Source organism: Lacicoccus kunmingensis DSM 17847, assembly GCF_059568765.1.
Window position 1 is genome coordinate 1 of sequence record NZ_JCANUC010000029.1, and the last position, 23,262, is coordinate 23,262.

Consider the following 23,262-nt stretch of genomic DNA (forward strand, 5'->3'; position numbering starts at 1 on the left):
CTGGCTTCCAGTGCGGATGATTTTTCTATCTATATACCATACTTTACAACTTTAAATATGATGGAAATCGTTATTGCCATCATTGTTTTCATGATCATGGTTGGTGTTCTATGTCTAATCAGCTATCGATTGGCTTCATTGGATTTTATTTCAGATAAAATCGAAAAATATGAACGTTGGATCGTTCCAATCGTCTTTATAGGATTAGGAATTTATATCCTATTTGAAAATGGCACATTCAACGCTCTGTTCTCATTCCTATTTTAATAGAAAATTTTATAAGCCGATATCTCTCTTTTAATGTGAGATATCGGCTTAATTTTAGTGCAAAATATCACTTAAATAAGTGCAAAATAAAGTCAAAAGTCACACGAAAACCAGTGAAATCAATACTCTAATATTGTTTATTTAGGGTCTACCTTAAATTGACATTTTATATTTACTTTATAGTCTTGTTCCATTATACAGTTCCGAGGAGGACACATCAGATCGTTATTGGTAAAACGCAAACAGATTAGAGCAATACATTAATATATTGAGAGATGTATAGTAAACTATACTTTTAGAGGGGGGGATTTAACATGATTAACGAACTGGATTTATCCTTTTATTCAGATAGATTTCATGAAATGAAATTAGAAGGATTGAAACAAAAAAATTTTGTATATGGAAAAAATGGAACAGGAAAGTCTTCAATCACTGAAGCAATAAAGAATAATCATTCTACTGAGTACGATATACACTTGTTTGATGGGTATAAGAGAGTTTTTGGAGAAAATGAAAGGTTAGATGCTATTGCACTTGGTGAGAAAAACAAAGAAGTACAAACTAAAATTGAAGAGTTAAATAGCACTATTAAAGAGTTGAGTAAAGATTTAAGAGAGCCAGTTAACGATGAAGAAAACACTTATTCTAGACACAGAGATTCACTCCAAGATTATTTGAAAATTAAAGAAAACATTGAAGAGTATTTTACAAAATGCGCAAGTGAAATTAAAAACCGTGGTAATCCTCAAGTTGCTTCTCCTACATATAATAAACAGTCTTTTAAAGAAGATATGAATAAAGTATCGAAAATTTCAAAAGATGAAATAAGAAAATATGAAAAGACAATAAAAGAAGACAGGAAAGATATCGAAGTAAATCTAAAACTTCCTGTAATTAATGGGGAAGAGATACAAGAAGAAATAAATGGTTTATTAACTACCTCTATAAAGCCTACAAAGATTATTAATGAGTTAGAAAGTGATCACCGCAAACAAAGTTTTGCACGAGAAGGTATGAAGGTTCACTCTCATAGGGATTCTAATGGAAACTTATTACATGAAGAGAGTTGTGCTTTCTGTGGCAACACTATCTCTGAATTACGATGGTCAGAGTTAGATGACTATTTTTCGGAAAGTTTTAAGAAGCACGAAGAAGATATGAGCGAAAAAATAAATGAAATTGACGTGCATATCGAGAGAATTAACGACGTAGAGAAAATAAACAAAAATGATTTTTACTTAGCATACGAGGAAGAAATAAATGAGTTGAATGCTGAGATTTTTGATTATAAAAATAATACAAATAAGTTTTTAAGAAAACTAAAAAGAGCTTTAAAGTATAAGCTTCAGAATATTTTTGAAGAGTCAAAAGAAATGGAATTATCTACGCAAAATAACGGACAAGAAATATTGAATAAATATAATCAAATAGTAGAAGAAAACATAAAACTCTCTCAAAATATAGAGCAAAGAAAGAAAGAAGCACGTGATAAAATCCGCTGGCATATTGTGAATTTATATATTGAAAGTAGTGACTATAAAGAACTTCATGATCATCTAAACGTGAGTAAAGGAAGAAAAATCGAAATTGAAACATATTTAAATGACTTACAAGAGAACTTAAACAAGTTAAAAAATGAAAAATCTGAACTGGTCAACAACTCTAAAAGTAATGTTATTGCTACAGAAAATATAAATAAGCTACTCAATGGTTTAGGTAATTGCACCTTTACTTTAGAGCATGTTGAAGAAGAAGGAGAGCAAAGGGGACAATATAGAGTTAAAGGAATAGATGGTTCTTTGCGCTCTGTAGCAGAGTTAAGTGAAGGAGAAAAAAACATTCTAGCATTTTTGTATTTTTTGAACAAACTTGAAGATGTTGATCAGAACACGGAATATGACAAGGGAAAAATTATTATTTTTGATGATCCAATGACGAGTAATGATGATAATGTTCAATATTTGATGATAGGTGCTTTACAAAAGTTATATGAACAACAAAATCACCCTCAGTTATTCGTGCTTACTCATAACAATCATTTTTATCTTCAAATGTGTCCAAATAAAAGGAAATACGACAAACAAAATTATTTAAGACTAATTAAAATGAATGAGAAAACGGAATTCGTTAAAATTACTGAGCCCAAGGATGATTTGAAGCCTTTGTATCATGAACTGTGGGAGGAATTGAAGTTTGCATATGAGAATGATAAAACCACATTTATGTGGAATAATATGAGAAGAATCTTAGAAGCTTTTAATAGGTTTGTATATGGGAGTGAACAACCAAGAGATATAGAGAGAAATATTGGAGAATTTGAAGGCAAAATATTAGCTGTATCTTTAATTAAAAGTTTACATGTAAATTCTCATATAGGTTATGAAACAGATGTAGATATAAGTGGAAAATCCAAAGAAGAGCTATTAGAAGTATTTAAGAAATTTTTTGAAGCTATAAAATTTGAAAGTCACTTTAAAGTATACTGGGGGTAAATGTGCAATGAGACTAAGTTTATATCGCCGATTGAAAATTTAAAATCTTCGTTTGTCAAAATAAGCTAGACAATTTGCCTACATCCATGTAACTCATAAATACTTCCAACGGGGTTTGGTAACCCAGTGACTTTCTCGGGATATGATTCCGCCTGGCAGCAGCTGAAGCAACGAACCGCTGGTCCACTTCATTGAAATCCAATTGTTTGGGCAGTCCATCCTTTCGAAGCATTCCATTGGAATGTTCATTCAGACCGCGTTGGGACGGCGTGCCCGGATCCGCGAAGTAAATGGAGACATCATTGTGATTGCTCATTGTCTGCCAGTTTGAAAATTCCTTGCCACAGTCGAATGTGATGGACTTGAACAGATTTCTGGGTACCTGATGAAACCAGTCATTGATCACTGTTTCGATGTCTCCCGCTGTTCTGCCTTCGGGTTTGAGTGTAATAATCGCTTTCGACAGCCGTTCTACGAGGGTGACCACAGCACTTTTATGGTGGACGCCCACAATGGTGTCGCCTTCCAGATGACCGAATTCTTCTTCGAATGCCGGATAGTCCGTCTCTCGATCAGACATCGTCCGTCTGAAAGATTGTCTGCCCCGGCGTTCCTTATGGCTGTTGGGTTTTCTTTTGCCTTTCATTGGCAACGTGGAAATATCAAAGGCGTTGCGTTTGAACATACGGTACAGGGTCCGTCCGGAACAGCCGATGTTGTGTTCGCGCCGGCCGGCAATCACATCGGGTGTCCAGCCCTGAGCGACTTTTTCTTCAACATAGAGATGTTGATCGGCGGGCAGTACAGTCTGTTTTCTACCACAGCGTTTCTTGTTCTGCTTATAGCGCTTGTAATAATCCAGTGCCGTGTGTCCGTCTCTCAGAAAAGTCACCACATTGTGTACCGTCTGACGGGCGCGGCCCACCTGTTTTGAAATCTGGGTTATAGAGGTGCCTTGATGAAAATAGGATTCTATTATTACCAATTCATCCGTGCTAAGATGGGTATAGGTCATTCGTGATCACTCCTATGATTTCTTTGGTTGGAAATTCATTTTGAGTGTATCACGAGTGGCTTTTCTTATGTGTCTAGCTTAATTTTACAATCGGCGTAAATTAAAGTACTATTTCTCATGAAAAGGGTAAATATTTATTTGAAAAACGTTTCTGATCATTTTAAGTGTTGAAGATACTCAAAATTCTTGAAGTAATGGCTCAGACATTCCGCTTTTGAAATTTCAACGCGACATACCTTAAGTTAACCAGTTTAACGGAACAGTTATTATTTCAGGAATTAATATAATAAGGAGGAGAAATATTAAATAACCTAGGAGAAATGGCCAAACACCTTTTATAAGATCAGCCATCTTTACATTAGCTATACTACCTCCCACATACAACGCGATACCAATTGGAGGGGTGATCATTCCAATACTTAAGTTCAAAATCATTAAGATACCAAAATATACCGGGTCGATTCCTGCCATTTCTATAACAGGTACGAGAACAGGAGTGAAAATCAATATTGCTGGAGTGATATCCATAACCATTCCAACTAATAGAAGTAATAGATTTATAACAAGCAATAATAATATAGGATAGTCTATAAGAGGTTCTACTAAACTAGCAATTTCAGTCGGCAAATTAGCGATGGTGATGAACCAGGCAGTAACCATAGCGGCAGCCACCAACAGCATCACCATACTTGTAGTTTTGGCTGCATTAAGGATACTGTCATATAGTTGTTTTATTTTGATTTCTTTATATACAACGGTTCCAACAAAAAGAGCATAGAAAGCCGCGACTACACCGGCTTCGGTGGGGGTGAATATACCAAAACGTAAGCCTACAATAATTATTATAGGTAAAAATAAAGCCCATATGGCATCTTTGGTTGCCACCGCAATTTCTTTGATACTTTTTCGTTGCTCATACTCACTTTCATATTTCCTTGCATAGAACGACCATATAATCATTAAGATAATGGCCATAGTCAACCCAGGAGCAATTCCTCCCATAAAAAGCTGAGTAATTGAAGTACCGCTTGAAACACCATAGAGGATCATAGGAATACTTGGTGGTAGCACAGTTGCTATAATTCCAGCTGAAACGATAAGACCAGTTGCGACTTTAACGTCATAGCCTCGATGTACCATCATAGGGATAAGTATTGCACCTAATGCAGCTATATCAGCAATCGCCGAGCCTGATAAGCCTGCAAATAGCACACAAGCGATTATAGCAACATATCCTAATCCTCCTTTGACATGACCAACTATGGACATGGCAAAATTCACTATACGGTTTGAAATTCCTCCGGCATTCATGAACTCTCCAGCTAGCATGAAAAAAGGAATGGCCATTAAAGCAAAGTTGTTTGCACCATCTATAAGATTTTGAGCTATAGCATGTGTACTGAATAAATCCATTGAGAGCATCAAAGCGATACTACTTAATATTAAACTAAAAGCAATAGGTACCCCAAGTGCCAAAGTCAAAAACAATACTATTACAAATACAGCTATTTCCATATTATTATAACCTCCTTTTTATAACATCCATAAAGACTACTAATCGTATCTGTATTTTTTCTTGAATAATTTAATTATATTATTAATCGTAATGATGGCCATACCAAGACTCATCACAACTCCAATACCATAGATATAGGACATTGATATACCAGTGGCTGGTGAATTAACATGTGTATTCTGTAATGTCATTGTCCAACTACCATCTAAAATTATCATGAGTGTGAATAAAACTAGAAAATTGCTAATAATAAGTAGTATCCTTCTGATACCTGGACTGACTGCGTTAGTAATCAGATCCACACTCAAATGAGCTTTATTTTGAAGGACAGTAATTGCCCCTAAAAATATCATCCATATAAATAGGTATCTTGATAGCTCTTCTGCCCAAGTTATGCCTGAATCAAAAATATAGCGCAAAATGACATTAGCAAAGACTAATATAGCCATTAAAGAAAGCGATAGAACTATAAGCATATTTAGAATCTTTGGAATCGCTGACAAAATTTTTTTGATAAGATTACCTCCTTTTAACTCAATAAGCAGTTACATGTGTTACTTCATAAATCTCATTTTGAATATAAGGGCTAAGTTTTATAAGCAAACTTAGCCCTTATATAAGATGAGTTTTTACCACTTACTTTTGATTACAGTATTATCTAATATTTAATTAGTAAGCTCTCTGATTTTTTCAACTGTCTCTTCACCCCAAGAATTGCTTTCATAGAAGTCGTCGAATACAGGCTCTGTTGCTTCCACCATTTCAGAATGAAATTCATCATCTGGATAAATGATTTCTAAACCTTCTTCTTCCAAAAACTTGATTTCTTCTTCAACCTCAGTTTCAGCCAATTCCCAAGAATACTCTAGTGTTTCATTCATTGCTCCTTGAACGATATCTTGTTCTTCACTGCTTAATTCATCCCAGAATTCTTTATTAGCAACTATGTTATTAGGAAGAAATTCATGGTTTGAATGAAGAATATGACTTTGGACTTCATAAAATCCACTTGCACTAATTGTTGAATAAGGGTTTTCTTGTCCATCTACTACATCTTGTTCTAGAGCACTGAATAACTCAGACATTGGTAGGGGTTCAACTGTAGCTCCAAGGGATTGTCCAATAGCTATCATTTGTGGTACATTAGGCATCCTTACGCGATAACTTTGAAAATCTTCCATACTTTCAAGGGGTTTGTTACTGGAAAATACTCTATAACCATTAACACCGTAACCGAGGTGCTTTAGACCAGTATTTTCTTCCAACTCACCTTTAATTTCTTCTCCAACCTCACTATCTAAGACCCTGCTTGCATGATCAAAGTCATCAAATAGGAAAGGTAATGTAAATAGGCCAATTCTTGGTACTTCACTTTCCATAATCACTGAAAGGATACCTATTTCAATGGATCCGCTTTGAGTGCCCTGATATATAGCTTCTTCTCCGCCCAGTTGATTATTAGAATACATTTCAACTTCCAGTGAGCCATTTGATTCCTCTTCCACTATAGTTTTGAATTTTTCATCAAACGCTACATTAACTCGATGATCAGCTCCGTAGAAATTCGCAACTTTAATCTTTTTAGTTTCAGAATTGCTGTCTTCTGCAGTGGTCTCTGATCCGGAATCACAAGCTGTTAACACTAACAATAAACTTGTTATAAATAAGGTTAAAATATTTTTTTTCATCTTTTTCCCTCCAATGATAAATTACTTAAGTTTTCTGGAAATGAATTTCTCTTCCAAGTACTCCTCAATTCCATGATGACCGCCTTCTTTGCCCATGCCACTTTCTTTTAAACCACCAAATGGAGCCTGAGCAACGGTAGGTAACCCATCGTTATATCCAATGACTCCAAAATCAAGTGCCTCAGAGACTCTAATAGCCCTGTCACCATCATTAGTGAAGAAATAGGCTGCTAAGCCATATTCAGTACTATTAGCATATTCAATTACTTCTTCTTCAGATTCAAACTCAATTAAAGGGGCAACGGGTCCAAAAGTTTCTTCCCTTGTTATTAACATATTATGATTCACCCCAGACATGACAGTTGGTTCATAGAAGAAACCTTCTGCCGACGCCTCCTCTAATTTCTTTCCGCCTATAAGTAATTTTGCACCTGATTCAATAGCATCTTTTACATGAGCGTTTGCTTTATCCAATCCATCTGCACTAACTAGAGGCCCTACCTCATTACTTTCTACTAAACTGTCGCCGACCTTCAATTCTTTGACTTTTTCTACAAATGCTTTGGAAAATTCGTCCATTATAGATTTTTGAACGTAAATCCTGTTTGCGCAAACACAGGTTTGTCCCGTATTTCTAAATTTGCTTTCGATTGCGCCATCAACTGCTAAATCTATATCTGCATCTTCAAAAACTATAAAGGGGGCGTGGCCTCCAAGCTCAAGGGAAAGTCTCTTTAGGTGAGTCGCTGATTTGACAACAAGTGATTTGCCCACTTCTGTAGATCCAGTAAAAGATATTTTCTTTACTATATCGTTGGAAAATATCTCTTCAGAAATCGCACTTGCACTACCCGTTACAATATTTACAACACCCCTAGGCAGCTCTGATATTTCCAATATTTTTCCAAATGCTAATGCAGTCAATGGTGATTGTGAGGCAGGTTTTATTATAGTAGTACAACCCGCCGCCATGGCAGGAGCTAACTTTCTAGCAAACATTGCAAGAGGGAAATTCCATGGCGTTATCGCGGCTACTACTCCAATAGGTTGTTTTATTACTGATAATCTTTTATCTGGAGCAGAAGATGGAATCATCTCTCCATAAATTCTCTGTCCTTCTGCTGCATACCATTCTAGATAACTTGCTGAAAAATCAACTTCTTTTAATCCTTCTTTGTAAGGTTTGCCCATTTCGAGACTCATTATTTCTGCTAATGAACTTTTGTATTCAATCATTAACTCTCGTATTCTAAGTAAATAAGCTGACCGCTCTTTAGCAGTTAGGCTAGCCCATCCTTTAAAAGCGTGGTCGGCAGCTTCGCTGGCCATTTTAGTTTCATTTTCTTTTCCTTTAGGTACCGAGGCAATAACTTTATTAGTTGATGGATTAACTACTGAGAAAGACTCTGAGTCATCTGCTTTCACCCATTCACCGTTAATGAACATAGAAACATTATCAAAATCAATCAATTTATTTTGAATTACTTTAGTCATCTTAAACTCTCCTTCATTATGGTAATTATCACTTTTAGTGATTAACTCATTAGTTTTTAGAAATTGAATTCACCTTTATGAGCATTTTCAATTATCAATTTAATGTCAACTGCTTTGGTTAAGCGAGGATTCACATTCACATTGCCACTCTTCATTGAATCTTCCACTAGTTTTGAAATTTGGTTTAAATCCACCCCCAAATCTCTTAAGTTAGATGGTATTTTCATAGCTTTGTTCATTTCAATAACTGATTCTACGGCTTTTTCAGCAGCTTCCATAGGGTTTAAATTGGTTACATCATTTCCTAAAGCGATTGCAACATCTCTATAACGTTCTGAACAAGCTGGTAAATTAAATTTCATAACATAAGGTAGTAAAACAGCATTTGCAATACCATGAGGTATATTAAAGACTCCACCTAATGTATGAGAGATGGCATGCACATTTCCAAGCCTGGATTGAGCAAATGCTGCGCCTGCTATCATAGAAGCATTCAACATTTTCGCTCTGCTCTCTATATCTGTACCAACAAAATATGTTTTTACAAGATTTTCACCGATTATTTTTACGGCATTCAATGCTAAAGATTCACTTACTGTATTAGCAGTCTTTGATGTATACGATTCAATAGCATGTGTAAGGGCATCCATCCCAGTCGATGAAGTAATATCCTGTGGGAGGTTTATAATCAAGCTTGGATCCAATATCGCAATATCAGGATAAACATATGGACTAAGTACTCCTAATTTAAAAGAGTTTTTTTTATTGGTTACTACTGTGGAATTTGTGACTTCGCTTCCCGTTCCAGCCGTTGTAGGTATAGCTATGATAGGTAGGGGCGGAATTTGGACTTTTCCTACGCCTTCATAATCAAGTATACTTCCAGGATTCGTCGCCATGACTGCAATCCCTTTAGCTGTGTCAATGCTACTACCTCCCCCGATTCCCAATACAGCATCACACTTAAGCTCTTTTATAGTTTCAGTACCTCTATAAAATGTCTCTGCATAAGGATTTGGCTCTACCTCGTTAAAAATATTGAAGTCAATTCCAGCTTTTTGAAGAGATTTTATAATAGGTTTTAATAAACCAGCGGCCTCTATCCCTGGATCAGTAACTAGAAGAATTTTATTTATATTTAGATCTTTAATGATTTCACCTGTTTTGTCAGATATCTTATTACCGCTCTCTACTCTAGTTGGCATAAAATAACTAAATGATTTGTTGTAAATAAGTCTTCACTCCTAAACTAATATATTGATTTCCGGATATAATTATAAATAGGTGATTACCTAATCTACATCCGCTATCGGCTTTTCAACCTTGTTCGAAGTCATGTCAGCAATTTCTTTGCCGATTTCAATTGAAGCAGTGGCTGCTGGAGATGGTGCGTTAAGCACATGAATAGACCTTTTTCCTTCAATGATATGAAAATCATCCACCATTTTACCGTTACTGCTTATGGCTTGTGCCCGGACGCCCGCTGGCCCTGGTATTAAATCTTCTTCTTTGACTTCCGGTATTAATTTTTGAAGGTTTTTAGTGAATAATTTTTTACTGAACGAGCGAGCGTACTCATCAGCTCCTTCTTTTAAAAATTTACTAGCCAATTTCCATAAGCCTGGGTAACTAACTGATTCAATAAAGTCTTTAGCATTAAAGTCGCTCATTTTATAACCTTCTCTTTTAAAACTCAGTACAGCGTTAGGTCCTGCATCTACTTCTCCATCTATCATACGGGTAAAATGGACTCCTAAAAATGGAAATTTAGGATTAGGCACTGGATATATAAGATTATTTACAAGATGCCGTTTATTAGGTTTCAACTTAAAATATTCTCCTCTGAATGGCATGATTTTCATGTCAGTTTTATAACCTGCAAGACGCGCCACTCGATCACTATGTAAACCTGCACAGTTTATAAGTGTCTTTGTGTTTAGAGTATCTTGATTAGTATCTATAATTACTTCGTCATTTTTTTCGACTATTCTCTTAACTTCAGAATTGAGATGGATTTCTCCACCATTTTGTACAATGATTTCCGCAAATTTTTCGCTTACCTGTTTAAAATTAACAATACCTGCTTGCGGAACTCTTATTGCCCCAACAGAGTCAACGTGAGGTTCTATTTCATGTAATTCTTTTGCACTTATCTTCTCTATTTCAAGTTCATTTTCAAGACCTCTTTTGTAAAGATTATCAAGTAACGGCAACTCTTCCTTTTTTGTTGCAACAATAACCTTGCCGCAAATATCATGATCGATGTGATGAGCTTTACAAAATTCTGTCATTGATTTATTGCCTTGTCGTGCTAAGCGGGCTTTTAAACTGCCTGGTTCATAATAGATACCTGAATGAATAACACCACTATTATTGCCAGTTTGATGAGAAGCTATACTTGATTCTTTTTCTATAATTACTAATTTACTTCCTGGATAGATATCAAGGAGTGCCATCCCAGTTGATAGGCCAACGATACCTCCACCAATAATCGCAAAATCATACATTTGTAATTACACCTCTTTTAGTTTCTTTAAAAATCATTCAAATTGTCCATGTGCTGAATTAAGTTATTCTTTGTGCTTAAAATATGATATTCCACTGCTGCTTTGAGTTCTGAAGGGTCACCCCTTAAGGTTGCCTTATATATATTCCTGTGTTCTCTTTGAGTTTCTGGATAATAATCCTTGAGTAAGCTAGGGGCAATGGGTGAAATGCCTAACGATTGAACCATTTTCTTTAACCTTGGCCACGGACAGGCTTCAAGTATCACCTTATGAAAAGAATGATTTAATTCTATATACTCATCATTAGTTTCATCTGAAATCTCCAAATCCTCCATACGCGTGAGGATATTTTTTAAACTCATGAGATCCTTTTCGCTCAAGAATGGCAGGGCTTTTTCTACGGCAAATCCTTCCATAAGGGCACGGGTTTGATAAATTTCTTCAATGTCATCTTTAGTTATTGGAGTCACTATTGTACCTTTGTGGGGGATTATTTCTACTAATCGTTCTTCTTGTAGTTTTGCAAAAGCTTCGCGGACTGGCATCCTACTTACATTTAGCTTCAGAGCCCATTCTTCTTGAATTAGATGTTCTCCTTTTTGTAAGTGCCCATTCAAAATTTCTTTTCTTATTTTATTGGTAACATAACTAACAATTGTGGTTTTATTTTCAGTTGAGCTTTCCAGTTTCATTATATTTCCCTCCTTACATTGGATACATTTTCTATAATATATCATTGTAAACCGCTTACATCAATAAGAATTTTAGAAATATTTTATTATTTTGTATCCAACGTTAGTGATTTCCTAATAGGAATTGAACTTTCATTTATAAATAATGCTTTAACATTTAGTTATAAGTTTTATTTCTTTAATTGTGATTGGAGTTACGATTTATGAGTATTCAGTAAGTTATTTGCCGGAGATTGCTGGCCTTGAAAAAATATAGGAAAAATATTTATTGACATGTTTGGGATTATGAGGGTTTTCTAATAAAGAGGACTTATTGCTAAACAATAATATATCTATAAATATTTAAGTCTTCAAAAATAAATTATAAAGAGTGATAGATATTTCCCACTATATCCATTGAAGAAAATTAATCACTCCGAATCAGTGACTGCATTTCTTCGTTATTCACCCAACTACAAAGCTATTGAAAGTCTATATAGGGAAGCTAGCATTATATCCAAATAACGACCGTTAATTGGATAATTTTGTGAACTAATAAAATGGTCCTTTAAATCTATAATTAGAGTCAAAAAACTCGTATAATAATCAACGTATAAATAATATGAGAAAATATGAGTTTTTGAACTCCAGCATCAGCTGTATGCTTTGATTTGTGAACAACGATAGAGTCAGTATTTTACGTAGTACGAATCTGCGAGAATCCGGGGATCATTCAGGAACAGTTATTGGATATGGTTAAAGTGGATCGCTCCACCGCAACTCGTGCACTTCAAAAATTGGCAGCGAATGGCTTTATCGAAAAACAAGATGATCCGGATAATAAAAAGAATAAAAAACTCTTTCCTCCGATAAAAGGAGAAAGCGTTTATCCTTTCATCAAAAACGAGAATGTCCATTCGGGTCAAGTTGCATTGCAAGGACTTTCTGAAGAAGAAAAAGAAATGGCATTCAATCTCCTGCAGCGAATCCGGAGTAATGTCGAGAAGGAATGGGAATATGTAAAAAAGGAAATAAGCGAAACTATTAAAGAACTGAAGGAGCGACTGATCCTTATGACAACAATAATAAAAAAATGCACCCAAAAAGATCTGCATGAACTCCAAGCCATCAGCATCAAGACATTTACTGAGACATTCCAGGAGCAAAACTCTCCAGAAGATCTTCAGGCTTATTTAGAAAAGGCCTATGATTTGAAACAGTTGGCACGAGAAGTAGCGAACCCTTCTTCCCAATTCTTTTTTGTACACTTCAATGAAAAAGTAGCCGGCTACCTAAAAGTCAATACCGATGAGGCGCAAACAGAAACAATGGGCAGTGATTCTCTTGAAATTGAACGAATTTATATCAAAAAGGCGTGTCAAAAATACGGGTTTGGCAAATTGCTAATGGATAAAGCATTTGAAATTGCACTTGAACAACATAAAAAGAGTATTTGGCTGGGTGTCTGGGAAGAAAATGAAAACGCCATCGCCTTCTATCGAAAAAAAGGATTTGTCTATAAGGGCTCTCACTCTTTCTTTATGGGAGAGGACGAGCAAGTGGATTTGATCATGGTTCTAACACTCCATTAAACTTTTTAATGAAAGGTGAATCACTATTTACATTCCAAAATCGTTCAAAGTCAATGACGCAGATGAAATCTGGGAGTTTGTTCCACAGTACTCCTTTGCGACACTCATGACCAAGAAAAAAAGAGAGCCCATTGCGACACACTTGGTGATGCAATTAATAAAAGAAGAGAAGAATTACTTTATAACTGGACATATGGCTTATGGTAATCCCCAACGGCGAACATTCGCTGAATCCGAAGATGTGCTGGTTATGTTCCAAGGGCCTCATGCTTACATCTCCTCTTCCTGGTATGAACGAGAAAACGTCCCGACCTGAAAGGCATTGTCTACTTCAAGATTCAGGTGGAAGAAATTAAGGCTGCCTATGAGATGAGCCAGAATCGTCACGAGAATGATTATCGAACCATCATGAACCACTGTAACTGCTAAACTAAACTCAACAGCTGGGGCTGCGGGTGTTTTCTTGGACCATTAATTGTTAAATGTATCTAAAATAACAGTGCATATCTAACTGTTACTCATATAGCTTCAATGTTTGAATCGTATTATTTGTGACTACTATTAAGGATATGTATTTATTTTATTCAACTTAACTTTTAGTAAGATTACCTCTGACCCGCACTAACGATGATACGCTTCTGCGTATCACTCCATGATGCGGTTTTATTCTTGGAAGTATATCTAATTTCTGTAAGGAATAAAATCAAATCTTTCAATATTTGGTGTACCATCTTCTAGATACATACCAGAATTCTTAACGCCGAATGCATTAGCGAGGCTTGTAAGTAGCGGAAATAATGCTGATTCAAAATTCGTATCTTCTTTAATATATGCAGGAACAGAATGAACAACATTCCTATTGATCGGCTTATCGGGATATAAATCAAAACTACCTCGGGATTGTTTTCCTTTAACATTCAGAAGTGTAGTAAAGACATAGTATGGTTTTTGTATTTGAATATCTTTCATAACTTTCGATAGTGTATATATTTTGCTTGCTAATAACTTTTCGAGTTCATACCAATCATATATATAATCTTTGCCATCAACATCGTTAGTACGATTCATAAGTCGAACTTCAGTCATTTCAAGACTGCCATTATGAAATAATTGGGTATAGGAACTTGGTGCGTTATTAAATGACTCATAAAATATCATGAGACCGTCCATATTATATACTGCATTACCTTTGCGGTAACCGCCACCCATACCAGTTGGACTAAAAACATCTAATTTTTGGTTATGTTCTGCCTTTCGTAAATCAACGTAATTATTTAATTTTGTACTCACTTCAGGAATAATATGTATAACTAACACCGAATCATTATCCAAATCCTCAAATATTTCATTACCTAAAATCATGCTCAATCTTTCATTCTTAAAACCAATTATTTTATTTTCTGTTATATTCTTATCTTCGAATGCATTACGTAAGTCATCTAATAACATTGGATTCGTCATATTACCATACCGGATAAAAAGTTCGTCTTTACTTCCATTATTAATTGCATGTGGTTTATTTATACTTTTTGGTATATCTATTTTAATGAGGTTTACATTTTCTACCTGGTCAATGTAACAGTCAATCCCATAGATAACAGGTTTGATTTTACTACTTATATATTGTCTAAAGGATTGCTCCCAGCTTTCAAAACTCTTTTGATCTATTCCTACATCTACTAAGGCTGAGGGATTATGGTTTTCATCTTCGGCAATACCAAGGATGACACTTCCTCCATCTGCATTGGCAAATGAACTAATGACTTGCCCTAATTTTCTTTTCTTACTATCATCAAGATTTTTAAATTGCCCCTTATCAAATACATACTGTTTATATTCCAGTTTCTGTCCCTCAGGTAACTTAAAATCCCATATTTCTTGTAACATAACCATCATATCCACCTCATTTAATATATTTTTTTAATTTCATTATTCAAAAGTACAGAAAATAGGTCGGTGAGAAATTTATTTGCTATAAAGGTATGACGAAAAAGATAAAATGAGTTAAATTTTTAATAGTGAAACTTAAAAACCCCAGTGAAAGTAAGTTATTAGATAACATTTATATAACTTGAAAGTTTATTTAATGAAATATTAAAATCCAAATCAAAACTCTCTTACTATTAAGCTCGTCAATATATTTTTTCGCTGATTTAAAAGGTATAATCATCGACAAGTAATGAAGTGAAGATTGATATGACTATCCATAAGTGTCCATACTTAGACCCCTTTTTCAGATAATTTATTATATCATCAATTTTTGTTATACAAAATATAATTCTGGTCATATTATTTTTGCTTGGTATGTTATAGCTATCTACATAAATTTATATTTTCAATGATTTTTAATAATTCTTTTCCTGGATTATTTACTTTTAAAGTATACTCCGGAAGATAATCTCTTCTAAAAAATTTAGCCAGTGCTTTAGGCCCTTCTATATCATGCACTACAAATAATAAATTATAAGATATGGCTTTTGGGATTGTATATTCTAAACCATCTAGAAACTTCATATTCCATTTTTCTATTATATATTCTTCAAGAGGACCTTCGTATTGTTTTAGTATTTGTTGAAAGTTACCATACCATACAGCAGGATCATATATTTCATCAGATACTGTAAAAAAATTCCCACGCTTCTCTAACTCGGTCAGAATAAATTGTAAATTTACAAGATCTTTGTCGTACAAGTTTATAAGAGCATTTAATAAAATTAGATCACCGTAACTTGGATCCTTATTTGTTTCAACTAAGTTATAGAGTTTTAATCCCATAATGAGGGTTGCTTTTTTTGAATGAGTTCTTAAAATATTATTAATCTGATCAGATATAAATTCTGCTCTTTTTTCGTTATTGATATATTTTTTTAATCGTATTATATATTTTTCATCAAAATTTTCGTTATTGCAGATTCCTTTTAGAAAAGCTTCAAACCTCTTTTGCTGCGCGTATTGAGTGCCCGAATAGATTAACCTTCCAAGAGAAGTACTTGATAGTACAACTTCAGAGGCTTCAGCAAATTCTGAATTGTTAAACTTACCTAATTGCAGTTGTACTTCATGTAATGCTTTTTCATAGTTTTCCATGAGTCATCATTTTCCCCATTTCTATAAAATTCAAAAATCCATGCACTCATTCGCCAATCTACAGAATTGTTAAATCTCATTTCCAATTCAAATATATATTATACTCGTAATATAGAAAAATTTATACGGAGTGATAAATAATGGATAAAGAATTACAAAGAATTACTGATGCTGATTGGAGAGTATATAATTCAAAGGACATAATGCAGGCTCTATCGATTACCAAGGATCAGTTCAGAAATAAATCAAAAAGAATAAAAATTGTATATGGATTAGATATATCAAAATATAGAAAATCAAAAGAGGAGCTTTCAAAAGAAGAGCTTTTAGAAAAGAATCTTGCAAAGAAAGTCTTTTCATCAAATTTTACATTTAATGAAAATGAGTTTGAAATCTTAAAAATTTTGTTCAAAAATATAGATTATTTCCCAATAAAAATTACTGAGCAAAAATTTTATGACGAGGATATTCGACAGAAAGCTCGAGATGAAAAACCACAAGCTTTTGTCAGTTATATCACAGAAATGGCAAATGCAGTGGATAAAATTAAAAATGATGATTTAAAAGTACATGTGTATGCTAGTAAAATATATGATGACACCATGGAATGGTTGACAGCTCGGCAAAAATTAGATAAATCTATATCAGATTTCATAAGATATACTAATTCATTAGAGTATACAGAGAGTGCAAAACGGTATCGAGAACTCGCTTACAGAGTAGATGAAATGCTTTTTGATTTAATGAAGGAAACTGACCCCGATGTCAGCGATATAGATATATCTTCTCAAAATTTAGTCATTCAAAAAGACCCATTTGATCTTGAGAATTTCTATAGGCGACAAGAGAATGAAAAGATGAGGACACCTTATGCATCAGATAGACATAGATACAGTCATGCACCAGACGATAATTTACTAGACCAATATATTGTTAACCTATTAAATGAAATATTTGAAAAAAGAGAAGAAAAGCAAAGAGAAATAAAAAAGAAGTACCATAGAAAAAACAAACCGCATGATATTGATATAGGTGAATTTCTTACACGTGAAAACATAGAGTTGCAAGAATGGGAACTTAAAGACCCTAAAAGCTTACAACTTATACAAAATCATGATGAAAATCTTAATCGGATTAAACATGCAGTTCACCAATACAAAAAAAATAACTACAGATTAAAGGACTATAAGGACAAATTACAAGACATTATTAATGATCAACAACGACTTGAAAGAAATGATTACTTTAAAGGTCCCACCCAAAAATTTTATAAAGCACTGCAAGCAATGGTTCTTTTAGCAGATTGTAATAGAATGAATTTTACCAAAGATGGTGTTTCACCCGAAATGATAGATCATTTTATCAATGATACTCATCGACTTTTTGAAATTATAGAGAAATATAACATAAGTGGCGAGTTTTCAGAACGAGGAGATAGGAGTAAAAAGTTCAAGCAATTACATGATGAATTTAGAAAGATTAAAAATGATAAGCATTCGAGTGATATTATCAATTCTAAAACTGCTGATATCACCTCTTGGAGGATGGCAGAAAAATTATTAGAGAATCTCGAGAAAAAATAAGAAAATTAATAAATAGAAGCAAGGGCGTAGCCAAAGAAATTACTTTTGGCTACGCCCATTATTTTTTCTTTTAAATTTCTTATGATGAAGTCAGCACCAAGAAAGAAACACAACAAAGAACGCACATTCTCGTACATTGACAACTTCATAATTAATAAACAGAAAGGAGAATCTCTAATGAAACCTATGAGTCATCATGCCGATAAGGTTTACAAACAATTGTTGGCAATTGCGTACAGTAAAGCCGGTGAAGAACCATATACAAACGCAGATTTATTAGAACTGATTAATCATAACCTCAGCACTAATGAACAAAGAAGATTAGGCAGAAAGTTCAGTTACCATGCAAAAAGAAAACCTCATTATTTCGAAATCGTTGGGAAAAAAGGTAACAACAATATTTACAGAACACTATAAAAAAGAAGCATGCCATTTGTGTAACTGATGAAATAGTGTCATTACTAAATACCCAGTTAAAGGAGAACGTTATGAATTACAATTATTTATCCATTATAGTCGCGTCGAATACAAAAGGAGTATCGGAAAAGCATTGGACACAACTCGATCTTCAGCATTATCAGAGATACTCACAGAGAAATGATAATAATATTTTTGACCTTGAAGATAAAGACGAATATTCAAACTCAGAATTCAATCATCTAACATTATATGTTCCTGCAAAATCCGATGGTCTTGTATCCCTTACTACGAACTCAATACAAAAATTGATTAAAACTTATATAAATAATCTCAGATATGAAAGTATTATATTTTCAATCGAAGAGATTGCTGAGCTTTGGTCAAACAAAGAAGAGTGGGTACAAATTTTTAAGTCGATCAATTTTCCAGTGTATAAACAATCCAGTGTGTTTATCAAAGATTTATTTATCCCTCTTTCCGAACTTGTAAGGGTTCTTGAATATTCTATTGAAAACGGAAGAGATTTTCAAGATTTTATTCCACCAGAAATATTTGAATTGGAACCATATGGAGAGCTCATTTGTAAAGTACTTGGGTAATAGGAAATACAGTAGAGTTGTGTTTGCCACAACTCTACTTAATAAAAATATGGAGGAAAATATCATGAGTAATACACTTTTAATAGTAAATATCAATAAAAAATTAGATACAGCAAAAATCCATCATTTAAAACAATTAACAAGTTTTGATAACAATATCAGAGCTGGTTTTTCCCCAACTTTATTGAAACATCCACCTGAGGTTGATACTCACATTCTCAACTATTCCAGGAGCTATGCTTTATATGAACTGAAGGATGTTTTGCTGCGTTTAAATTTTGATAACTTAGTAATAAATTTAGATTATGCTTCTAGATTATTTTTAAATCTTGACTATAAAGAGCCAGAATCAGATATTGAAATGGCTGATAATAACGAAAAATGGATAGACATGTTAAAAACAGTACCAGCTCGGATCAGAAACAGGTCGTTTTTCTTAATCAAAGATGAAATATTCCCAATAAATTCAATTTACTTTCTTTTAAATGAAATACAAAAATATTGGGAAAGAAATAATCATTTTCCATTTGATTTTAATATTTCTAACAGAAAAATTGTGAAAGCATGGCTACCAAAATTGATGGATATTGTTGAAAAAGAAGATATTTCATTTGATAAATCAGATGACCTGAACAGGAATGTTCCGACGCAAATTGAAGATTCAGGCAACCACTCCAATCAAAAAATTTTATATATAAAATTTGAGAATCCAAGTTATACCGATATTAAAAAACTAAATGGAATCAAAAATTTAATAGAAAATACTTCTGAAAATTTAATGGTTAAAACTGATGATACATCCACTGAGGACATGGACCCTCCTATAGTAGATTTACGTGTAGCTGCGATTGATTCAAAGGTAGGAGCAGTAATTAAGAAGCAGCCAAGACTCATAGAAGTATTGGATTTAATACTGAGTGAAAAAGTTTCTGACTTATACGTTTATAATTTGAATGATTTTAGTTTAAGTCAATCTAAGCAAGAAAAAATTATGATTTTCGCAAAGGAATATAATGTGAAAGTCCATATTCTAGAAGATAAAAAAAGGGGGCAAAAATAAATGGAATTACGTAGCGGAGACGGTTGGTTTCACTTTGATAAAAACCTTAAAAAAGAAATCCGTGTGGCTCCTTATATGGATGTTACACAAAAAATGAAAATTGAAGAGACAGGTGAACATCTTATCAGAATTGAAAGTAATCACAAAGCTGAGTATACAGGTAAAATGGGTATTCTATCACATACAAAAATTGATGAACTTATGAATTTTGGTTTTGCTATCACACCTGAAAATAAACTCCTTTTATCTCAAGCTTTGATGGAGAATGCGTTTCAATTACCCTTGGAAACACTTTACGAATCAGTTGGAATCATCAAGCGAGAAAATCAATTCAGGTTTCACTGCTGAACTGTCTCAATGATATCCCGCGTTCATCCAGCAGCTCTTTTAATCGGCGGCCAAAGTTTTCTGTACTCATATTTTCCTGGTCCTTTCTTATTTTAAAATTTATGTATTCATTTTAATAACTGATATTTTTCTACCAACGTTTGCTAACTGTTAAGCCTCTGTTTCTCTTTTAATTTCTTTGGCTGCAAGCACCAGTAAGCCCACTGCTATTGAAATACTGAGAAATGACGATCCGCCCTGACTTAAAAAGGGGAGCGGTATACCCGTCAGCGGAATCAGACCCGATATGCCGCCGAGATTAAGAAACACCTGAATACTGATATAAATCGCAATCCCGATACAAAGCAGGCTGTAAAATCTTTCGGATGCTTTACAGGAATAGTAAATCGCTTTACCAACTATTACTATAAACAGCAGCAGTATTACGATAACACCAATCAAACCCAGCTCTTCTGCAATCACTGCAAAGATAAAATCTGTATGAGGCTCGGGCAGGTATCCGAGCTTCATGATGCCGTTGCCGAGACCGGCACCGGTAAAACCGCCATGCGAGATGGATATCAATGAGTTAGTTAATTGATAACTGGTACCGTCAGCATCCGAGAAAGGATGCATGTATGTTTCTATTCTCGCACGCTGATAGCCGGATAGAATATTACCGGTAATCACATAACGTACTCCGATCAGCAGCGACAGAATCACGGCTAAAATTCCCGATACTTTAAAGATAATTTTCACAGGAAACCCTGAATATAAAAACATACCTGCAATAATAGAAATTATAAGCAGCCAGGTGCCAAAATCATTAAGCAGCACAAGACATGAAATACCACCCACCAGCAGAAGGGGCAATAAGTTTTCGGCTCTATGTGCCGGGTGCTTTTGATATTTTTGATTATAGATATAAGCAAGATACAAAATTACCACTATTTTAAAAAATTCAGAGGGCTGAAAACGCCCGAGAAACGGCACTTCTAGCCAGCGGCTTTTGCCATTTACTTCTACACCAAAAATATGAGTCAAAAGAAGTGCCAGAAATATACCGATAATCATGAACAGCTGCAGCCGTTTATCTTTCAGCAGCTTTGCAGGCATTAAATATGCCATAACAAATACAAGTAAAAAACCAATAACAGTATATTTGAGCTGAGAGAAATAATAAAATTTCGGATCGCTGTAATCACCCTGCATTGCCATTACCATGCTTGCTGAATAAATCATAACAAGCCCTGTTAAACTTAAAATAATATATCCTGAATTATTCATACAAAATCACTAATAGACTGTGAAGGCTGATATGATCGGTTTCACTGTCAAAGCGCCATTCACTCAAAAAATGAAAAAAGAACCCGTTTCTGATAAGGTTGAAAGTACCAACCAACAACCAAAAGAAAGGGTTCTTCTAATGGCTACTTTACCGCATTTCACACTAGATTTCAATCGTCAGATCAAACTCACGGATGACGGCGGCGATCTGTCTGCCGACACCGGCGAATTCCTTTTCAGGGAATTCGATGACAAGCTCGGCTTCTCCAACATTTTAGCGAACCATCTGCACCTCAAGGACGACAGGCTGTATCATATTCATTCCAATGAAAATCTGTTGCGTCAGAAGCTCTATCAGATGATTGCCGGATACACCGAAGATGATGCGGCAGACCATTTGACGGCCGACCCGGTCTTTACGCAAATCATTGGCACGGATGCCTTGGCATCGCAGCCCAGTCTGTCTCGCTTTTTCAGTCGTTTTGACGATCAGTCCATGACACAGTTGAACCGGGCGAACCAGGCAATGATCGACAAAGTGCACCGACACCGGCAATCCGGGGCCGTCATCTTTGATCTGGATTCCACGCATGCGGATACTTACGGTAAGCAGGCATCCGCTGCTTACAATGCGCACTACGGCACTGTCGGTTTCCATCCACTCGTTGCCTTCGATGGGGTGACCGGCGACTTTCTGAAGGCGAAACTGCGACCGGGCAATGTCTATACATCCAATGGTGTGGTGGACTTCGTCCAACCGCTCATTACCCACTACAACGAGACATTCCCGGAAACCACGCCGTTTCTCCGGGGCGATAGTGGCTTCGCACTGCCCGCACTATATGAATTATGCGAAACGGAATCCGTGTACTACGTGATTCGTTTGAAATCCAATGCGAATCTCCAACGGATCGGCGAAGAGATCTGCCCATCTTCAGCGCCGGCCGACACTTCTGAGGCGGAACGCCATTATACAGAAACCGAGTACCAGGCCAAGTCATGGGACCGTGCCCGGAAAGTCATTGTCCAGTCGGTGCGGCCGGCGGGTGAGCTGTTATTCACCCATTCATTCTACGTCACGAATCTGGTCGATGCCTTCACACCCGAAGCCATCGTCCGCACCTATCAGAAGCGCGGCACCATGGAGAACTACATCAAAGAAGCCAAAAACGGGTTTGCCTTCGATCGGATGAACAGCCACTCTTTCCAAGTCAACCAGGCCAAGATGATGTTGAGCTTGTTGGCATATAATCTGACGAACTGGCTGCGGACGCTCTGTTTCCCGGCTGGTCAGAAAACCATGCAGATTGAGACCATCCGGACACGCATCATCAAAGTGGCCAGCCGGGTCGTCAAATCCGGCCGTCGGCTGTACTTCAAACTGGCTTCGAGCTTTGTGTATCAGTCGTTTTTCTGGAAAGTACTCCGGCGGGTACAGACGTTACAACTAGAGTAGTCCTTACATAGTTTTTAAAGATACTGTCTCCGGTTGTGGGAGGGGTCTGTCCAAAATGAGCCTCAGTCTCCAGTTTTCAATGCTTTTTCATTATCACCGACAATACTTCGGCATATTCGCACGTTTTGTACCAAGAAAAACAAACATCAGTGAAAATTTGTAGAGATTGAACGTTTAGTTTAAAAGTATGAATAATTCAGG

Annotated in this window: 20 protein-coding genes and 2 pseudogenes; 11 read left to right on the forward strand and 11 right to left on the reverse strand. The window is 35.3% G+C overall.

Features of this window, described 5'->3' with window-relative positions; genetic code table 11:
- Both BO48_RS15600 and BO48_RS15605 read left to right on the forward strand, forming a co-directional pair.
- Positions 1 to 267 (forward strand): cadmium resistance transporter (locus BO48_RS15600; RefSeq protein WP_496368283.1); only part of this gene is annotated, 267 nt, incomplete at its 5' end.
- Between the two features lie 314 nt (positions 268 to 581).
- Positions 582 to 2,759, forward strand: coding sequence for an AAA family ATPase (locus tag BO48_RS15605; RefSeq protein ID WP_496368886.1), 2,178 nt, complete (start codon positions 582 to 584; stop codon positions 2,757 to 2,759).
- A 55-nt stretch (positions 2,760 to 2,814) separates the two neighbouring features.
- On the opposite strand, the gene BO48_RS15610 is transcribed toward BO48_RS15605, so the two are convergent.
- The 8 genes from BO48_RS15610 to BO48_RS15645 form a co-directional block, all read right to left on the reverse strand.
- Positions 2,815 to 3,774: an IS30 family transposase gene (locus BO48_RS15610; RefSeq protein ID WP_411843046.1), complete on the reverse strand. Its 960-nt coding sequence runs from the start codon at positions 3,772 to 3,774 to the stop codon at positions 2,815 to 2,817.
- 237 nt (positions 3,775 to 4,011) lie between these two features.
- Entirely contained in the window at positions 4,012 to 5,289 is a 1,278-nt protein-coding gene (locus BO48_RS15615; RefSeq protein ID WP_496368889.1) for a TRAP transporter large permease, read from the reverse strand.
- 39 nt (positions 5,290 to 5,328) lie between these two features.
- Positions 5,329 to 5,739, reverse strand: a complete 411-nt coding sequence (locus BO48_RS15620) for a TRAP transporter small permease (protein ID WP_496368891.1) — start codon at positions 5,737 to 5,739, stop codon at positions 5,329 to 5,331.
- Between the two features lie 216 nt (positions 5,740 to 5,955).
- Positions 5,956 to 6,978, reverse strand: a complete 1,023-nt coding sequence (locus BO48_RS15625; protein WP_496368893.1) for a TRAP transporter substrate-binding protein — start codon at positions 6,976 to 6,978, stop codon at positions 5,956 to 5,958.
- A gap of 21 nt (positions 6,979 to 6,999) precedes the next feature.
- Complete coding sequence (locus tag BO48_RS15630) at positions 7,000 to 8,424, reverse strand: NAD-dependent succinate-semialdehyde dehydrogenase (RefSeq protein WP_411844469.1); 1,425 nt, start codon at positions 8,422 to 8,424, stop codon at positions 7,000 to 7,002.
- Between the two features lie 104 nt (positions 8,425 to 8,528).
- Positions 8,529 to 9,677: an iron-containing alcohol dehydrogenase gene (locus BO48_RS15635; RefSeq protein WP_411843050.1), complete on the reverse strand. Its 1,149-nt coding sequence runs from the start codon at positions 9,675 to 9,677 to the stop codon at positions 8,529 to 8,531.
- A gap of 87 nt (positions 9,678 to 9,764) precedes the next feature.
- Positions 9,765 to 10,979 carry an L-2-hydroxyglutarate oxidase gene (gene lhgO / locus BO48_RS15640; RefSeq protein ID WP_411843051.1) on the reverse strand — a complete coding sequence of 405 codons (1,215 nt, stop codon included), beginning with the start codon at positions 10,977 to 10,979 and terminating at the stop codon, positions 9,765 to 9,767.
- Positions 10,980 to 11,005: 26 nt separating this feature from the next.
- Complete coding sequence (locus BO48_RS15645) at positions 11,006 to 11,671, reverse strand: GntR family transcriptional regulator (protein ID WP_496368895.1); 666 nt, start codon at positions 11,669 to 11,671, stop codon at positions 11,006 to 11,008.
- A gap of 662 nt (positions 11,672 to 12,333) precedes the next feature.
- On the opposite strand from BO48_RS15645, the pseudogene BO48_RS15650 reads away from it, so the two are divergent.
- The 3 genes and pseudogenes from BO48_RS15650 to BO48_RS15660 form a co-directional block, all read left to right on the forward strand.
- Positions 12,334 to 12,489: pseudogene (locus BO48_RS15650) on the forward strand (MarR family transcriptional regulator); the annotation flags it as partial.
- 234 nt (positions 12,490 to 12,723) lie between these two features.
- Positions 12,724 to 13,242 carry a spermidine/spermine N(1)-acetyltransferase gene (gene paiA, locus BO48_RS15655; RefSeq protein ID WP_496368913.1) on the forward strand — a complete coding sequence of 173 codons (519 nt, stop codon included), beginning with the start codon at positions 12,724 to 12,726 and terminating at the stop codon, positions 13,240 to 13,242.
- A gap of 25 nt (positions 13,243 to 13,267) precedes the next feature.
- Positions 13,268 to 13,671, forward strand: a pseudogene (locus BO48_RS15660) (FMN-binding negative transcriptional regulator).
- 252 nt (positions 13,672 to 13,923) lie between these two features.
- Here the strand turns inward: BO48_RS15660 and BO48_RS15665 are convergent.
- Together BO48_RS15665 and BO48_RS15670 are read right to left on the reverse strand one after the other, a co-directional pair.
- Positions 13,924 to 15,129 carry an AlbA family DNA-binding domain-containing protein gene (locus BO48_RS15665; protein ID WP_496368897.1) on the reverse strand — a complete coding sequence of 402 codons (1,206 nt, stop codon included), beginning with the start codon at positions 15,127 to 15,129 and terminating at the stop codon, positions 13,924 to 13,926.
- 426 nt (positions 15,130 to 15,555) lie between these two features.
- Entirely contained in the window at positions 15,556 to 16,329 is a 774-nt protein-coding gene (locus BO48_RS15670; protein WP_496368899.1) for a hypothetical protein, read from the reverse strand.
- Between the two features lie 140 nt (positions 16,330 to 16,469).
- Here BO48_RS15670 and BO48_RS15675 point away from each other — a divergent pair, with 140 nt between their 5' ends.
- The 5 genes from BO48_RS15675 to BO48_RS15695 all read left to right on the forward strand — a co-directional run bounded on the left by BO48_RS15675 (position 16,470) and on the right by BO48_RS15695 (position 20,339).
- Positions 16,470 to 17,912, forward strand: coding sequence for a DUF6038 family protein (locus BO48_RS15675; protein ID WP_496368901.1), 1,443 nt, complete (start codon positions 16,470 to 16,472; stop codon positions 17,910 to 17,912).
- Between the two features lie 177 nt (positions 17,913 to 18,089).
- Positions 18,090 to 18,329, forward strand: a complete 240-nt coding sequence (locus BO48_RS15680; RefSeq protein ID WP_496368903.1) for a hypothetical protein — start codon at positions 18,090 to 18,092, stop codon at positions 18,327 to 18,329.
- Between the two features lie 71 nt (positions 18,330 to 18,400).
- On the forward strand, positions 18,401 to 18,931 hold the full coding sequence (locus tag BO48_RS15685; protein ID WP_496368905.1) for a hypothetical protein: 531 nt from the start codon (positions 18,401 to 18,403) through the stop codon (positions 18,929 to 18,931).
- A gap of 64 nt (positions 18,932 to 18,995) precedes the next feature.
- Complete coding sequence (locus BO48_RS15690) at positions 18,996 to 19,991, forward strand: hypothetical protein (RefSeq protein ID WP_496368907.1); 996 nt, start codon at positions 18,996 to 18,998, stop codon at positions 19,989 to 19,991.
- Positions 19,992 to 20,339, forward strand: coding sequence for a hypothetical protein (locus BO48_RS15695; protein WP_496368909.1), 348 nt, complete (start codon positions 19,992 to 19,994; stop codon positions 20,337 to 20,339).
- A gap of 150 nt (positions 20,340 to 20,489) precedes the next feature.
- Here BO48_RS15695 and BO48_RS15700 read toward each other — a convergent pair whose 3' ends face one another.
- On the reverse strand, positions 20,490 to 21,605 hold the full coding sequence (locus BO48_RS15700) for an FtsW/RodA/SpoVE family cell cycle protein (RefSeq protein ID WP_496368911.1): 1,116 nt from the start codon (positions 21,603 to 21,605) through the stop codon (positions 20,490 to 20,492).
- A gap of 139 nt (positions 21,606 to 21,744) precedes the next feature.
- Between BO48_RS15700 and BO48_RS15705 the strand changes: the two genes are divergently transcribed.
- A complete protein-coding gene (locus BO48_RS15705) occupies positions 21,745 to 23,061 on the forward strand; it encodes an IS1380 family transposase (RefSeq protein WP_496368915.1) in 1,317 nt (438 codons plus the stop codon).
- Positions 23,062 to 23,262: the final 201 nt, after the last annotated feature.

Bases quoted from the DNA above. Each gene is read 5' to 3' on its own strand.
- lhgO (WP_411843051.1), bottom strand. From the start codon at position 10,979: ATGTATGATTTTGCGATTATTGGTGGAGGTATCGTTGGCCTATCAACT.
- BO48_RS15675 (WP_496368901.1), top strand. From the start codon at position 16,470: ATGGATAAAGAATTACAAAGAATTACTGATGCTGATTGGAGAGTATAT.
- BO48_RS15685 (WP_496368905.1), top strand. From the start codon at position 18,401: ATGAATTACAATTATTTATCCATTATAGTCGCGTCGAATACAAAAGGA.
- BO48_RS15690 (WP_496368907.1), top strand. From the start codon at position 18,996: ATGAGTAATACACTTTTAATAGTAAATATCAATAAAAAATTAGATACA.
- BO48_RS15635 (WP_411843050.1), bottom strand. From the start codon at position 9,677: ATGCCAACTAGAGTAGAGAGCGGTAATAAGATATCTGACAAAACAGGT.
- BO48_RS15665 (WP_496368897.1), bottom strand. From the start codon at position 15,129: ATGTTACAAGAAATATGGGATTTTAAGTTACCTGAGGGACAGAAACTG.
- BO48_RS15695 (WP_496368909.1), top strand. From the start codon at position 19,992: ATGGAATTACGTAGCGGAGACGGTTGGTTTCACTTTGATAAAAACCTT.
- BO48_RS15705 (WP_496368915.1), top strand. From the start codon at position 21,745: ATGGCTACTTTACCGCATTTCACACTAGATTTCAATCGTCAGATCAAA.
- BO48_RS15680 (WP_496368903.1), top strand. From the start codon at position 18,090: ATGAAACCTATGAGTCATCATGCCGATAAGGTTTACAAACAATTGTTG.
- BO48_RS15610 (WP_411843046.1), bottom strand. From the start codon at position 3,774: ATGACCTATACCCATCTTAGCACGGATGAATTGGTAATAATAGAATCC.
- BO48_RS15630 (WP_411844469.1), bottom strand. From the start codon at position 8,424: ATGTTCATTAACGGTGAATGGGTGAAAGCAGATGACTCAGAGTCTTTC.
- BO48_RS15625 (WP_496368893.1), bottom strand. From the start codon at position 6,978: ATGAAAAAAAATATTTTAACCTTATTTATAACAAGTTTATTGTTAGTG.
- BO48_RS15645 (WP_496368895.1), bottom strand. From the start codon at position 11,671: ATGAAACTGGAAAGCTCAACTGAAAATAAAACCACAATTGTTAGTTAT.
- BO48_RS15700 (WP_496368911.1), bottom strand. From the start codon at position 21,605: ATGAATAATTCAGGATATATTATTTTAAGTTTAACAGGGCTTGTTATG.
- BO48_RS15620 (WP_496368891.1), bottom strand. From the start codon at position 5,739: ATGGCTATATTAGTCTTTGCTAATGTCATTTTGCGCTATATTTTTGAT.
- BO48_RS15605 (WP_496368886.1), top strand. From the start codon at position 582: ATGATTAACGAACTGGATTTATCCTTTTATTCAGATAGATTTCATGAA.
- BO48_RS15615 (WP_496368889.1), bottom strand. From the start codon at position 5,289: ATGGAAATAGCTGTATTTGTAATAGTATTGTTTTTGACTTTGGCACTT.
- BO48_RS15670 (WP_496368899.1), bottom strand. From the start codon at position 16,329: ATGGAAAACTATGAAAAAGCATTACATGAAGTACAACTGCAATTAGGT.
- paiA (WP_496368913.1), top strand. From the start codon at position 12,724: ATGACAACAATAATAAAAAAATGCACCCAAAAAGATCTGCATGAACTC.